Here is a 13,632-nt window from a genome sequence, read left to right as displayed (position 1 = left end):
CAAGCGCCATTTACCTTGGAAAAAGCTGGTTTTCAGCCGGTTTTACTACCATTTGCTGCAGGATATTTATTGAAAGCAGCAGCGGAGAGAACGCATGAAGCAACTGCAGGACGTGGATCTGAAACTGCTACGGGTATTCATGACCATCGTGAAATGCGGCGGCTTCTCCGCAGCACAGGCCACACTGAACATGAGCCAGTCCAGCATCAGCGAGCAGATGACCAATCTGGAAACCCGGCTGGGCGTGACCTTGTGCGAACGCGGCCGTGGCGGCTTTCGCCTCACCGAACACGGTACGGCCACCTATGAAGCCACCCAGCGGCTGCTGCTGGCAGTGGACAACTTCTGCACCGAAACCAGCGCGCTGAAACAGCACATCTCCGGCAAGCTGTACCTGGGCATCATCGACAACACCATCAGCGATGCCGATTCGCCGCTGGCGCGCGCGCTGCGCCAATTCGTGGGCCGCGGCCACGATGTGCACCTGGATGTCTACATCGGCATGCCGGCGGAGCTGGAAGAGCGGGTACTGGACGGCCGCCTGCATATCGCCATCGGCCATTTCCCGCTACGGGTGGCCGGTCTGGACTACCGCCAGCTGTACCAGGAGCCGGACGGTCTGTTCTGCAGCCGCTACAGCCCGCTGTTTGCGGCCAACGATGAACAGCCGGGGCTGTTCGAACGCATTGCCAGCAGCCATATCGTGGCCCGCGGCTACCTGCAGCAGCGTGACCTGCAACAGTTGCAGGCGCACAAGGCGGCAGCCACGGTGGACAATATCGAGGCGCAGGCGATGCTGATCCTGTCCGGCGCCTATATCGGCTTTCTGCCCAGCCACTACGCCAGCCGCTGGGTGGAAAGCGGCGACATGCGCCAGATCGCGCCGCAGCGTTTTCATTCCGACTGGCCATTCACCGCCATTACCCGCAAGGGCGCGCCGCAATCGGCGGTGCTGCGCGCCTTCCTGGCCGACCTGCTGCCAGACGGGAAAACAGATGCGCAAGGCAGTTCCATTCAATAAGCATTCACGATAAAGTGAAATCAATCTTGATATAACATCAGCCCTGCCACCGCCCGGCCCCCGGCAAAGACCTACATGACCCTATCGCCTTCACGCTACCAACTGCCTGACAGCCTGTTTTATCAGAACCGGCTGAGCCAGGCTGGCGATTGGCACTATGTGCTCAGCGACCGCTTTCGCGAGCTGCTGCTGCGCCCCTACAAGGGGCGGGAGCTGCCGGTGCTGCCGGCGGCACAGCCGGATGCGCTGCTGGAAGGCCAGGCGCTGGCGCAACATTTCGCGCAGCTGCAGTACCTGGCGGCACCACTGCTGCAGGCAGATGACCTGGAGGCGTTGCTGGCCAGGGTGCAGGCACTGGCCAGTCGCTCGGTGGATGGCGCCATCGCCAGCATCATGCTCGGTTCATGGCAGGACTACACCGCACAGCACGCCATCAATGCCGCCCTGCTGGCCTGCCTGCTGGGCCAGGCGCTGCAGTTGCCGCCGGATGAACAGCACAGCCTGGCGCTGGCGGCGCTGTGCATGAACCTGGGGGCAGCAGCGCTGCACAACGAGCTGTCGCAGCATGACGGGCCACTGTCCACCGCGCAGCGCAAGCAGATCCAGATCCACCCGCTGGTCAGCTCCGCCCTGCTGCGCGAGCTGGGCTACCAGCAAGCGCTGCTGCACCAGTGCCTGCTGGGCCACCACGAACACCCGGATGGCAGCGGTTATCCCTTCCACCTGAACAAGGACGACATCTCGCCACTGGCACTGCTGCTGCGCATGATCGACATCTCCACCGCCAAGCTGATGCCGCGCAGCTACCGCCAGGCGGTGCCGGCACAGCGCGCGCTGGCACAGCTGTATACCCAGCAGAGCGACGAGCAGTTCGACCCGGTGCATACCGCGCAGCTGGTAAAACTGCTGGGCGTGTACCCCTCCGGCAGCTTCGTGCGCCTGGCCAGCGGCGATACCGCCATGGTGGTGGCGCAGGGCGAGCAGCTGAACCGGCCGCAGCTGGTACTGCTGCGCGATATGGAGCAGCGCCTGGATGCCGAGCAGCACGAGATCAGCAGCCAGCTGACCGTACAGGTGGAAACCCGCCATCTGCAGCGCCTTGGCCAGCTGTGGCCGCTGGCCTGAAGCACGCGGCAGTCAGCCCCGGCCTTGCCGCCGCCCGCCATACCAGGCGCAAGCCACATAGCATGATTACCCCTTGCTACAATCGCCAAATTTATAATAACCACTTATAAATATAGCGCCATGCCAGATGGCATATCCCGGCCATGATTCGCGCGCCTCTTGCCGCCCCCCTCTGCCATAACACGCCAGCACAAGGCTTTCCTGCCCGTTTGCCCCATATTTACGCAGTTTCGCAATTGATGCTGTTTTGATACAGGGCAGCGAAACAGCCTGCACAAGGCATGCGGCTAGGCAGTAATTTCTTTACAATTGTCAGCTGGTAACAAATGATCGTAAGTGCCTAGCCGGATTGAATATTGTTTGGAATATCCCGGCCAGCAGCACTGCGCCAACCGCCTGCGTCCGGGAAGCACTCAACACAATGCACAACACTCAGCAAGGTTTCACCCTGATCGAACTGGTAGTGGTAATGGTGATCGCCGCCATCCTGGCTGCCATTGCGATACCAGCCTACAGCCAGTACATGCTGAAAAGCCGCCGCATCGATGCCAAGAATGCGTTGGCCGCGGTGCAGCTGGCGCAGGAAAAATACCGCGGCAACAGCACTGCCTACAGTACATCGCTGGCCTCGCTTGGCCTGAGCTCGGCATCGCCGCAGGGCTACTACACCGTCAGCATCACCTCGGCCACCGGCAGCAGCTATGCCGCCCAGGCGGTGATCAATGCCTCTTCCGCCCAGGCCAGTGACAGCTGCAATACCCTGACCGTCAACCAGGAAGGCTTTCCGTCCAGCAACAACAGCTGCTGGGGGCTGCAATGAGCAGGCCACATGGCTTCACCGTGTTTGAAGCCATGGTGGTGATGCTGATCATCGCCATTTTCGCGGCCATCGCCATGCCCAACTTCAGCACCGCGATCAAGCGCAGCAAGGTACGCAAGAATGCCGACCTGGTGGCGCAGACCATGCGCTATGCCAAGGAAAGCGCGCTGAACAGCAACACCACGATTTACGTCTCGGTACAGGGCCAGAACCTGTGCATGAGCAAGGTATCGGCCGCCGGCTGCGAGCTGCGCAGCGACCCGCTTACCACCGATGTCAGCGCCAGCATGACAGACACCTCCGGCGCCAGCCCCAGCAGCATCAGCTCGTTCAATATCAATGGCGTCTATGGCACGCCCTCGCCCAAGGACGTGACCTTCACCCTGAACAGCGGCAGCTTCAGCCAGAGCGTGAACATGAACCTGATCGGCATCGTCACCCTGGGCCAGATGACATGAGACCGGATGACATGAGACGGCAGGCAGGCTTCAACCTCATCGAACTGATGGTGGCCATCACCCTGGGCATGATCGTGATTCTGGGGGCGGAGAAAGTTTACTTCACCACCCTGGCGGCCAACGTGTCCGGCGCCAAGATCCAGCGTTTCGAGCAGACGCTGCAGGTGCTGTCCAACGAGATGGTCACCGAGATCCGCCGCGCCGGTTACGCCAACCCCGGCGTCACCCTTACCATGGCCAGCGGCAGCAAGTACTACTACCCGCAAGGCAGCTGCATCACTTTCTCGCACTCGCTGCCGGCAACGCCCGATGCCTCGGCGGTAAACGAGGTGTTCTACGGCTACCGGCTGGCCAGCAGCACCATCTACTACTGGAACAGCACCAGCAGCCAGGGCAACTGCGGCACTACCACCAGCTGGAAAGCCATTACCGACCCTGGCCATATCAAGATCACCAGCCTGAGCTTTACCGCCAGCGGCACCGCGCTGGTCGCCATCAATCTGCAGGCCGATGCGGTGAATCTGACCACCCCCAGTGGCGGCGCCATCAGCCGCAATATCACCAGCTATGTGCGGGTAAGGAACTGAAAACAAGCATGCAACAGCAACAAGGTTTTACCACCCTGCTGGTATCGCTGATTCTGGTGTTCCTGGTAACGCTGAACGTGGTCATCGGCTCGAAAAGCGCCAACCTGGAAGTAAGAACCGCCAACAATCTGTATCGCACCGAGGCGGCATTCGAAAATGCCGAGCAGGGCGTGCGCAGCATGTGGACCCAGCTGAACGCCACCCTTGCGGCCAACCCATCCACCGCCCTGGGCAATACCAAGCTGACGGACGGCGCCTACACCGCCAACTTCTGTACCAGCGCCAGCAGCGATTGCGCCGCCACCAGCACGCTGCCGTTTCCATTCATCAAGAGCACCGGTGTCGACCCCAGCGGCGCCACCCGCACCATCAGCCAGCGGGTGAGCTACACCTACACCGCCGGCAAGCCGCCCATCATCTCCACCCCGGTAACCGATGCGCTGACGGCACTGGGCAATATCGCGGTAGGTGGCAATGCATCGGTCACTTCGGCCAAATCCGGTGGCAGCGTCACCACCTCCGGCAGTGGCTCGGTAGCCAGCACCTCCACCTCGGACTTCTACCAGAAGACCATCGTCAATGGCGTGGAGACCTACCTGTACGCGGCCAACGGCGACAAGATCAAATGGACGACTGACGAATTCTTCATGCATTACTTTGGCGGGCTGTGCCCCACCACGGTAAGCAACTACGATCTGCTGCGTTCGCTGAGCGATACCACCTCGGTGGAGCTGGCACAGCAGGCCGGTTACTGCAAGGCGGAAGTCAAAGCCAGTATTGCTGCGCGCAGTGATGGCTATATCTGCACTTCCTCCTGCGCCAATGCCGACCTGTCCGCCGCCTACAGCAGCGGCAAACGGCTGATGTGGCTGACAGCCGGCGGCATGAAAATCAACGCCAATGTGGTAATCGGCAGCTCTACCGACCCGGTGATCATCTTCGTGATGGAAAGCGGCACCGTGCAGATCAACGGTACTTCCAAGATCTACGGCGTGGTGTATGTGGATGTGCCGGAGATATCCTCCACCGTCACCAGTGTCACCGGCAGTGCCAGCTGCAGCTGCACCACCAGCATTACCTACAACAAGCCCTCCAAGATCTGGACCGACCCGATCTATACCGCCACCACCGGCCACGAAACCCAGTGGTGCAGCAATAGCGCCTGCCAGAACGCCACCGCGGCGCAAAAATGCAGCCCCAGCCAGCCAGGTGGCGCCAAGACAGGGGACAAGTCCACCTGCACCTACAGCATCACAGTGGACACCGGTGACCTGGCCACTACCGGCCAAACCGAGGTAGTCATCGAGGTACTGGGCACCTGGGACAACAGCGGCGGCGGCAATGCGCTGATTGAAGGCGCCGCGCTCACCTCCGGCAACTACAGCACTACCGGCGGTATCGAGATCGTGAAAAGCACCGGCATCATCAACAAATGGGAAGCCGGTACCCCCGGCACCAACACCCTGACTACCTCCAGCCGCGGCTGGTCGGACATGAACTGAGGCTGCCTGCCATGACCCGTCATCTGCAAAGCGGCCTGAGCCTGGTGGAAGCCCTGATTGCCATCGTGATCCTGAGTATCGGCCTGCTCGGCGCCACCAAGATGCAGCTCAATCTGCACGTGGCCAGCCAGGTGGCGCGCGAGCGGGTGGAGGCCATGGCCTATGCCCGCAACAAGATCGAGCTGCTGCGCGATGCCGGCAGCTGCAGCGCCGGCACCGAAGGCCCTACCACGCCCTACCAGGGTTCCACCGCCTACACCCTCACCGTTACCTGCAGCAGCAGCACGCTGCCGGTGGTCACCGTGGCCTGGACCGACTCGCGCGGCGGCAGCAACAACGTGGTGCTGCAGACCAACCTCTAAGCGCCGGGCAAGGCGCCCCCGGTAGCCCGGATAAGCCGCAGGCGCATCCGGGGTGTGGTGCCAATGCTCCCTGGATGTGCTGCGCCGGTCAGTAGGGCGGAAGCCCCTGCGGGGCGTTCCGCCGTTCGGGTGAGGCGTTGGCCGCAAGCTGGCGGATCGCCCTCCGGGCATCCGCCCTACGCTTGTGCCTCTGCTAATGCGCCCCCGGTAGCCCGGATAAGCCGCAGGCGCATCCGGGGTGTGGTGCAAAAGTTCCCGGATGCGCTGCGGCCGGTCAGTAGGGCGGAAGCCCCTGCGGGGCGTTCCGCCGTTCGGGTGAGGCGTTGGCCGCAAGCTGGCGGATCGCCCTCCGGGCATCCGCCCTACGCTTGTGCCTCTGCTAATGCGCCCCCGGTAGCCCGGATAAGCCGCAGGCGCATCCGGGGAGTGGTGCCAATGTTCCCGGATGCGCTGCGCTTATCCGGGCTACGAAATCGGGCTACGAAAGCGCCACTGCAGCTCACTCCGTACTATCCGCCAGCGTCTGCAGAAACTTCTCCAGCACCAGGTTGGGGCGCCGCCCCCGGCGCGTGGCCACCACCAGCGGCACCTGGTAATGGCGATCAGCCGGTCGAATGGCGCGCAGCTTGCCTTGCGCCACCCAGCTGGCGGCAAAGTGGTCCGGCAGGTAGCCGATATAGCGACCGGTGAGGATCAGGAAAGCAATGCCCTCGCGGTCGCTGGCGGTGGCGCTGCCATCCAGCAGCTGCTGGCACTGCTGTGCCTCCGGCGGCAGGCGAAAGCCCGGAATCACCGCCGGCGCGGCGGCGATATCGGCGTCACTGATATCGGCGTCGGCCCGCCAGAACAGCGGGTGCCCCTGGCTGCAATACAGCAGCGAGTCTTCCTCGTACAGCGGGATGTAATCCAGCCCGGCCAGCGGGCTGACCAGCGGCACCACCCCCACGTGCAGCTGGCCATCCAGCACCTTCAGCTCGATATCGCTGGGCGTCATCATGCCGATATTGATGCGCACTCCCGGCCCCTGCTCGCTGAGCACGCGCAGCGCCTGGGTGATGCGCATGCGCGACTGGGTGACCAGGCTGTTGACGATGCCGATGTTCAGTTCGCCGCGCAGCTGCTGGTGCAGCTGGTTCACCTGGCTGCGAAACGCCTCGATGGCCGCCAGCAGGGTCTGGCTGGCATGCAGCACCTCCTGCCCTTCGTCGGTAAGCGCAAAACCGGCGCGCCCGCGCTGGCACAGGCGGATGCCGAGCCGCTTTTCCAGATCGCCCATGTGCAGGCTGATCGCCGAGCGACTGATGCCCAGCACGCTTTCCGCCGCCGAAAAGCCACCACACTCGGCCACGGTCTTGAACAGGCGCAGCAGGCGGATATCGAAGTCGCTGACCTGGCTCAGGGATGCCTTCTTGCTCATGTTTAACAAACACTCAACTTAACGTGAGAAAGATGTGATTTAACTCACATTTACTCCTGGTGCAAGCTAGCACCATCAACACAGCGCTCACAGGGGCCACGTCATGAACAGCAGCAACGACCAATTTGCCGTCAGCGATCTGAATCTCGATGCACAGTGGATGCCGTTTTCGGCCAACCGCGCGTTCAAGCGCGATCCGCGCATCATCGTGGGCGCCGAGAACAACTACTTCATCGACGACAAGGGCCGCCGCATCTTCGATAGCCTGTCCGGCCTGTGGACCTGTGGCGCCGGCCACAACCGCCCCGAAATCCAGGAAGCAGTCGCTCGCCAACTGGGCACCCTGGACTACGCGCCGGGCTTCCAGTACGGCCACCCGCTGGCCTTCCGCCTGGCCGACAAGATCGCCGGCATCATGCCGGACGGCCTGAACCACGTGCTGTTCACCGGCTCCGGCTCCGAATGTGCCGACACCGCGGTGAAAATGGCCAAAGCCTACTGGCGCCTGAAAGGCCAGCCGAGCAAGACCCGCTTCATCGGCCGCGCCCGTGGCTACCACGGCGTGAACATCGCCGGCACCGCGCTGGGCGGCATCGGCGGCAACCGCAAGCTGTACGGCCAACTGATGGACGCCGACCACCTGCCGCACACCCTGCAGCCGGGCATGGCATTCACCAAGGGCATGGCCGAAACCGGCGGCGTGGAGCTGGCCAACGAGCTGCTGAAGCTGATCGAGCTGCACGACGCATCGAACATCGCCGCGGTGATCGTGGAGCCGATGTCCGGTTCCGCCGGCGTGATCGTGCCGCCGCAGGGCTACCTGCAACGCCTGCGCGAGATCTGCACCCAGCACGGCATCCTGCTGATTTTCGACGAGGTGATCACCGCCTTCGGCCGCATGGGCAAGTGGACCGGCTCCGAGTACTTCGGCGTGACCCCGGACATCATCAACACGGCAAAGCAAGTGACCAACGGGGCGATTCCGCTGGGTGCGGTAGTGGCTTCCAGCGAGATCTACAACACCTTCATGCAGCAAGGCACGCCCGAGCACATGATCGAATTCACCCACGGCTACACCTACTCCGGTCACCCGGTAGCCTGCGCCGCCGGCCTTGCCACCCTGGAACTGCTGCAACGCGACCAGCTGATCGAGCAATCCGCCGCGCTGGCGCCGGTATTCGAGGAAAAACTGCACAGCCTCAAGGGCAGCCGCCACGTAGTGGACATCCGCAACTGCGGCCTGGCCGGCGCCATCCAGTTGGCCGCACGCGATGGCGACGCCGCCATCCGCCCGTACGAGGCCGGTATCAAGCTGTGGCAGGCCGGTTTCTACGTGCGCTTCGGTGGCGACACCCTGCAGTTCGGGCCTACCTTCAACACCACCGCGCAGCAGCTGGACACGCTGTTCAACGCCGTGGGCGATGTGCTGAACCAGACCGCCTGATAGCCAACCGATTTCCTGCATACCAGAGAGTAAAAACATGACTACCATCGCCCATCTGATCAATGGTGAGCTCGTCACCAACGCTGGCCGCACCGCCCCGGTGTTCAACCCGTCCATCGGCGAAGCCGTGCGCCAGGTGGCGCTGGCCGACCAGGCCACCATCCAGTCCGCCATCGACGCGGCCAAGGCGGCATTCCCGGCCTGGCGCAACACCCCGCCGGCCAAACGCGCACAGGTGATGTTCCGCTTCAAGCAGCTGCTGGAAGCCAACCGCGACAAGATCGCCGCCATGATCAGCGAAGAGCATGGCAAGACCATCGAAGATGCGGTCGGCGAGCTGCAGCGCGGCATCGAGAACGTGGAATACGCCTGCGGCGCACCCGAGCTGCTGAAGGGCGAATACAACCGCAACGTCGGCCCGAATATCGACAGCTGGTCCGACCACCAGCCGCTGGGCGTGGTGGCCGGCATCACCCCGTTCAACTTCCCGGCCATGGTGCCACTGTGGATGTATCCGCTGGCCATCGTGTGCGGCAACTGCTTTATCCTCAAGCCGTCCGAGCGCGACCCCAGCTCCACCCTGTTCATCGCCCAGCTGCTGCATGAAGCCGGCCTGCCCAAGGGCGTGATCAACGTGGTGCACGGTGACAAGGCAGCGGTGGATGCGCTGATCGAGGCGCCGGAAGTGAAGGCACTGAGCTTTGTCGGCTCCACCCCGATTGCCGAGTACATCTACAGCGAAGGTACCAAGCGCGGCAAACGCGTGCAGGCACTGGGCGGCGCCAAGAACCACGCCGTGGTACTGCCGGATGCCGACCTGGACAACACCGTCAACGCTCTGATGGGCGCGGCGTATGGCTCCTGCGGCGAGCGCTGCATGGCGATCTCGGTGGTAGTGGCGGTGGGCGACCAGGTAGCCGACAAGCTGGTGGAAAAACTGGTGCCGAAGATTACGGCGCTGAAGATCGGTGCCGGCACCTCCTGCGGCCTGGACATGGGCCCGCTGGTTACTGGCGCGGCACGCGACAAGGTGAAGGGCTATATCGACAGCGGCGTGGCCCAGGGGGCCGAGCTGGTGGTGGATGGCCGCCAGCTGTTGGTGGCCGGTTGCGAATCCGGCTTCTTTGTCGGCGGCACGCTGTTCGACAAGGTCACCCCGGAAATGACCATCTACCGCGAGGAAATCTTCGGGCCGGTACTGTGCATCGTGCGCGTCGGCAGCCTGGAAGCCGCCATGCAGCTGATCAACGACCACGAATACGGTAACGGCACCTGCCTGTTCACCCGCGATGGCGAAGCCGCGCGTCTGTTCTGCGACGAAATCGAAGTCGGCATGGTGGGCGTCAACGTACCGCTGCCGGTACCGGTGGCCTACCACAGCTTCGGCGGCTGGAAGCGTTCGCTGTTCGGCGACCTGCATGCCTACGGCCCGGATGGCGTGCGCTTCTACACCAAGCGCAAGACCATTACCCAACGTTGGCCGCAGCGCGCCAGCCACGAGGCGTCGCAATTCGCCTTCCCCAGCCTGTAACACGGGCCGCGGCAGCCACCGCCCGGTGGCTGCCGGCTAACCGCCATGCCACGCCTGACTGGCTTGCACTCCATGACTCGCGGGAACTGCCACACGCAGCCCCCGCGTTGTCACGCCTGCCAGGGCGTGACCCGCCTGGGTGAAATCAGCTCCGTGCTGGCGTTCTGGGCGCAGTACCACTGCCGCCACGCGCGCAACCCGCACCCCGACCCCGCCTGACTCCGCTGCCCGCGCAGCACTCCCCTACTTTGCCCGCCTGTCCGCCTGAGCATTCCCGGATGCAGCCTGATCCCCGGATGCGCCTGCGGCTTATCCGGGCTACCTACTATTCCCGCATTACGGAGTCAGACATGAACGCACGCTACCAGGGCGGCAGCCAGCCGCGCAGCCCTTCCTACTACAGCGCCACCATCCAGCAGGAAAGCGACTACCCGCAGCTGCAAGACACGGTAGACGTCGATGTCGCCATCATCGGCGGCGGCTTTACCGGTGTGGCCAGCGCGGTGGAGTTGGCCGAACGCGGCCTGAAAGTGGCCATCGTCGAACAGAACAAGATCGGCTGGGGGGCCAGCGGCCGCAACGGCGGCCAGGTCACCGGCAGCCTGTCCGGCGACGAAGCGATGCGCAAGCAGATGCGCAACACGCTGGGCAATGCGGTGGACGATTTCATCTGGTGGCTGCGCTGGCGCGGCCACGACATCATCCAGCAGCGCGTGGCCAAGTACGGTATCGCCTGCGACCTCAAGCATGGCCACCTGCACGCGGCGATGAAACCGGCGCACATGGCCGAGCTGCGCAGCAGCTTTGAAGAAGCCCAGCGCCGTGGCATGGGCGAACAGGTAACGCTGCTGGACGCCGCCGGCGTGCGCGAACACCTGGCCACCGACATCTACCAGGGCGCGCTGAAGAACACCCGCAACCTGCACCTGCACCCGCTGAACCTGTGCCTGGGCGAGGCGCGCGCTGCGGCCAGCCTGGGGGCGCTGATCTTCGAGCACACCGAGGTGCTGGACATTGTGCACGGCGACAAGCCCGCCATCGTCACGCCGCAGGGGCGCATCAACGCCAAACAGGTGCTGCTGGCCGGCGACGTGTATCACAAGCTGGAGCAGAACAAGCTCTCCGGCAAGATCTTCCCGGCCATGGGCGGCATCGTCACCACCCGCCCGCTGGGCGAGCTGGCGAAACAGCTCAACCCGCAAGACCTGGCGGTGTACGACTGCCGCTTCGTGCTCGACTACTACCGCATGACCGCCGATGGCCGCCTGCTGTTCGGCGGCGGCGCCAACTACTCCGGCCGCGATTCGCGCGATATCACCGCCGAGCTGCGCCCCTGCATAGAACGCACCTTCCCGCAGTTGAAGGACGTGGAGATCGACTATGAGTGGAGCTGCGCCATGGGCATCGTGGTGAACCGCATCCCGCAGCTGGGCAAGCTGTCGGACAACGTGTGGTACTGCCAGGGCTACTCCGGCCACGGCGTGGCCAGCAGCCACATCATGGGCGAGATCATGGCCGAGGCGATTACCGGCACGCTGGCGCGCTTCGACACCTTTGCCGCCTGCAAGCACGTGCGGGTACCGCTGGGCAGCAAGCTCGGCAACCCGCTGCTGGCGGCTGGCATGTGGTACTACCAGTTGCTGGAGAAGCTGCGCTGAGCTGCCCATGCGCCACACCGTAGCCCGGATAAGCGCAGCGCATCCAGGCGAAGAACCGACCTTTGCCGCACGCCCCCGGATGCGCCGCTGGCTTATCCAGGCTACATGCTGTCAGGTAGTAAAACCGCAGCGGCGTGCCCCAAACCCGCTGGCGCGAGCCGGGAAAAATGGTGCGCCCCAGGTTTTAAGACGCCGATCTGTTTGAGTCCCGAGACGTTAGCGAGGGACGAGTTCGGCGGCGCCTGGGGGGTGCCGTTTTGCACGGGGTTTCGAGCAGCCGTCGGGGAGCCGGGGATCGGAAAGGGGGCGGCGGTCGCCCCCTTCCTCGTCCGCCGGGCGAAACCGGCACCAAAATCATCATCCGCAAAGCGGATTCCATACCAGAAAACACAGCAACGCTACGCGGTAAACGTTGGGCCTCGCTATGCTCGACGCCAACCTACAGAGCGGCAGTCCAGCCGAGCCGGACGTTCCGCCAGCAGAGTTGGCCGCAGCTTGGCGGATCGCATACCCGCGGATCGCCCGGCGGGCATCCGCACCACCTCCCCCGCGCCTTATCCGCCCGCCATGCCGCGCTCTTGATATAGTGCTGGGTAGATTGTTCCATTCGTTCCCCGATTGCCATGGCTCATCCAACTGCCCCAACCGATGACAACGCGCTGCAGCGTGAGCTGGCCTGTCTGCGCCAGGAGCTCACGGCTGCCCGGCAACTGATTGCCGAGCAACAGGAAAAGCTGAATGCCGCGCTGGACGGCACCGGGCTGTGCCTGTGGCAGGGGCGGCCGCCCAGTGGCGAGCTGCAGGTATTCAACCTGCAGAACTTCAAGCCCGGCGACATGGCATCGCACTTTGATGTCTGGTATGCCAAGGTGCACCCGGCGGACCGCGACCGGGTAGTGAACAACTACTTTGCCCACCTGCGCGGAGAAAGCGACAGCTACGAGGCGGAGTACCGCACCATTGGCCCGGATGGCCGCATCACCTGGCTGTGGGACCGTGGCCGGGTGATCGAGCGCGATGCCGATGGCAAGGCGCTGCGCATCATGGGCGCGCATGCCGATATCACCCAGCGCAAGGAAAACGAGCTGGCGCTACAGCATATGGCGCAGCACGACGCGCTGACCGGGCTACTGAACCGCAGCGCTTTCTACCAGCGCCTGAATCACGCGATTGAACGCAGCCGGCGCAATGGCGACAAACTGGCGGTGCTGTTCGTGGATCTGGACCTGTTCAAGCAGGTCAACGATCAACATGGCCATGCCGTTGGCGACAAGCTGCTGCAACTGGTGGCACAACAGCTGCAGCTGCTGCTGCGCGAAGGCGATGTGCTGGCGCGGCTGGGCGGCGACGAATTCATCATCTACCTGCAAGGCGAAGTCGGGCCGCCGCCAGTTGCCGAGATCGGCCAGCGCCTGCTGGCCATGCTGAACCGGGAACAGTTGGTGGACGATCTGGCCATTGACCTGGGCGCCAGCATTGGCACCAGCCTCTATCCGGAAGATGGCCACAACGCCGAGGCCCTGGTGCAACACGCCGATGCCGCCATGTACCAGGCCAAGGCAGACGGCCGCCGCCGCGTGCGCCACTACCAGGAACGGCAATAACACCGTAGATTCTATGTTGGAGCACAAGCCTTGCCGACAAGCTTGGGGTCGTAAGGGACGCCCGAATTCCAGACAGCAAATGCGATGCGCAGTATCTTGCGGG

At 63.6% G+C, this 13,632-nt stretch carries 13 protein-coding genes; 12 read left to right on the top strand and 1 reads right to left on the bottom strand.

All coding sequences use genetic code 11. The features are described 5' to 3' along the window. Positions 1-94: 94 nt before the first annotated feature. From ACFOKJ_RS05560 to ACFOKJ_RS05530, 7 genes are all read left to right on the top strand, one after another. A complete protein-coding gene (locus ACFOKJ_RS05560) occupies positions 95-1,021 on the top strand; it encodes a LysR family transcriptional regulator (protein ID WP_390277308.1) in 927 nt (308 codons plus the stop codon). Between the two features lie 75 nt (positions 1,022-1,096). Next, positions 1,097-2,146: an HD-GYP domain-containing protein gene (locus ACFOKJ_RS05555; protein WP_390277307.1), complete on the top strand. Its 1,050-nt coding sequence runs from the start codon at positions 1,097-1,099 to the stop codon at positions 2,144-2,146. A 421-nt stretch (positions 2,147-2,567) separates the two neighbouring features. Then, on the top strand, positions 2,568-2,966 hold the full coding sequence (locus tag ACFOKJ_RS05550) for a type IV pilin protein (protein ID WP_390277305.1): 399 nt from the start codon (positions 2,568-2,570) through the stop codon (positions 2,964-2,966). Next, positions 2,963-3,424 (top strand): pilus assembly FimT family protein, encoded by a 462-nt coding sequence (locus tag ACFOKJ_RS05545; RefSeq protein WP_390277304.1) that lies wholly within the window; start codon positions 2,963-2,965, stop codon positions 3,422-3,424. The genes ACFOKJ_RS05550 and ACFOKJ_RS05545 overlap by 4 nt, the downstream gene beginning before the upstream one ends. A gap of 11 nt (positions 3,425-3,435) precedes the next feature. Next, complete coding sequence (locus ACFOKJ_RS05540) at positions 3,436-4,011, top strand: prepilin-type N-terminal cleavage/methylation domain-containing protein (RefSeq protein WP_390277301.1); 576 nt, start codon at positions 3,436-3,438, stop codon at positions 4,009-4,011. 8 nt (positions 4,012-4,019) lie between these two features. Next, positions 4,020-5,513, top strand: a complete 1,494-nt coding sequence (locus ACFOKJ_RS05535) for a pilus assembly PilX family protein (RefSeq protein WP_390277298.1) — start codon at positions 4,020-4,022, stop codon at positions 5,511-5,513. Positions 5,514-5,524: 11 nt separating this feature from the next. After that, positions 5,525-5,875 carry a type IV pilus modification PilV family protein gene (locus ACFOKJ_RS05530; protein WP_390277295.1) on the top strand — a complete coding sequence of 117 codons (351 nt, stop codon included), beginning with the start codon at positions 5,525-5,527 and terminating at the stop codon, positions 5,873-5,875. 499 nt (positions 5,876-6,374) lie between these two features. Here the strand turns inward: ACFOKJ_RS05530 and ACFOKJ_RS05525 are convergent, their stop codons facing one another. After that, positions 6,375-7,292: a LysR family transcriptional regulator gene (locus tag ACFOKJ_RS05525; protein ID WP_390277292.1), complete on the bottom strand. Its 918-nt coding sequence runs from the start codon at positions 7,290-7,292 to the stop codon at positions 6,375-6,377. A 103-nt stretch (positions 7,293-7,395) separates the two neighbouring features. Between ACFOKJ_RS05525 and ACFOKJ_RS05520 the strand changes: the two genes are divergently transcribed. The 5 genes from ACFOKJ_RS05520 (at position 7,396) to ACFOKJ_RS05500 (ending at position 13,529) form a co-directional block, all read left to right on the top strand. Beyond that, positions 7,396-8,736, top strand: coding sequence for an aspartate aminotransferase family protein (locus ACFOKJ_RS05520; RefSeq protein ID WP_390277290.1), 1,341 nt, complete (start codon positions 7,396-7,398; stop codon positions 8,734-8,736). Positions 8,737-8,773: 37 nt separating this feature from the next. Continuing rightward, positions 8,774-10,267, top strand: a complete 1,494-nt coding sequence (locus ACFOKJ_RS05515; RefSeq protein WP_390277288.1) for a CoA-acylating methylmalonate-semialdehyde dehydrogenase — start codon at positions 8,774-8,776, stop codon at positions 10,265-10,267. Between the two features lie 72 nt (positions 10,268-10,339). After that, entirely contained in the window at positions 10,340-10,486 is a 147-nt protein-coding gene (locus ACFOKJ_RS05510) for a hypothetical protein (RefSeq protein WP_390277286.1), read from the top strand. Between the two features lie 131 nt (positions 10,487-10,617). Continuing rightward, positions 10,618-11,925 carry an NAD(P)/FAD-dependent oxidoreductase gene (locus ACFOKJ_RS05505; protein WP_390277284.1) on the top strand — a complete coding sequence of 436 codons (1,308 nt, stop codon included), beginning with the start codon at positions 10,618-10,620 and terminating at the stop codon, positions 11,923-11,925. A gap of 623 nt (positions 11,926-12,548) precedes the next feature. Then, on the top strand, positions 12,549-13,529 hold the full coding sequence (locus ACFOKJ_RS05500) for a diguanylate cyclase domain-containing protein (protein ID WP_390277282.1): 981 nt from the start codon (positions 12,549-12,551) through the stop codon (positions 13,527-13,529). Positions 13,530-13,632: the final 103 nt, after the last annotated feature.

Origin of the sequence: Vogesella amnigena (assembly GCF_042648905.1) — a bacterium.
GTDB lineage: Bacteria > Pseudomonadota > Gammaproteobacteria > Burkholderiales > Chromobacteriaceae > Vogesella > Vogesella amnigena.
The sequence above is the reverse complement of the archived record's forward strand: the minus strand, read 5'-3'. Positions and strand labels throughout refer to the sequence as shown.

Excerpts from the sequence above, each read along its gene's own strand:
- ACFOKJ_RS05560 (WP_390277308.1), top strand. The coding sequence starts at position 95 with ATGAAGCAACTGCAGGACGTGGATCTGAAACTGCTACGGGTATTCATG.
- ACFOKJ_RS05555 (WP_390277307.1), top strand. The coding sequence starts at position 1,097 with ATGACCCTATCGCCTTCACGCTACCAACTGCCTGACAGCCTGTTTTAT.
- ACFOKJ_RS05550 (WP_390277305.1), top strand. The coding sequence starts at position 2,568 with ATGCACAACACTCAGCAAGGTTTCACCCTGATCGAACTGGTAGTGGTA.
- ACFOKJ_RS05545 (WP_390277304.1), top strand. The coding sequence starts at position 2,963 with ATGAGCAGGCCACATGGCTTCACCGTGTTTGAAGCCATGGTGGTGATG.
- ACFOKJ_RS05540 (WP_390277301.1), top strand. The coding sequence starts at position 3,436 with ATGAGACGGCAGGCAGGCTTCAACCTCATCGAACTGATGGTGGCCATC.
- ACFOKJ_RS05535 (WP_390277298.1), top strand. The coding sequence starts at position 4,020 with ATGCAACAGCAACAAGGTTTTACCACCCTGCTGGTATCGCTGATTCTG.
- ACFOKJ_RS05530 (WP_390277295.1), top strand. The coding sequence starts at position 5,525 with ATGACCCGTCATCTGCAAAGCGGCCTGAGCCTGGTGGAAGCCCTGATT.
- ACFOKJ_RS05525 (WP_390277292.1), bottom strand. The coding sequence starts at position 7,292 with ATGAGCAAGAAGGCATCCCTGAGCCAGGTCAGCGACTTCGATATCCGC.
- ACFOKJ_RS05520 (WP_390277290.1), top strand. The coding sequence starts at position 7,396 with ATGAACAGCAGCAACGACCAATTTGCCGTCAGCGATCTGAATCTCGAT.
- ACFOKJ_RS05515 (WP_390277288.1), top strand. The coding sequence starts at position 8,774 with ATGACTACCATCGCCCATCTGATCAATGGTGAGCTCGTCACCAACGCT.
- ACFOKJ_RS05510 (WP_390277286.1), top strand. The coding sequence starts at position 10,340 with ATGACTCGCGGGAACTGCCACACGCAGCCCCCGCGTTGTCACGCCTGC.
- ACFOKJ_RS05505 (WP_390277284.1), top strand. The coding sequence starts at position 10,618 with ATGAACGCACGCTACCAGGGCGGCAGCCAGCCGCGCAGCCCTTCCTAC.
- ACFOKJ_RS05500 (WP_390277282.1), top strand. The coding sequence starts at position 12,549 with ATGGCTCATCCAACTGCCCCAACCGATGACAACGCGCTGCAGCGTGAG.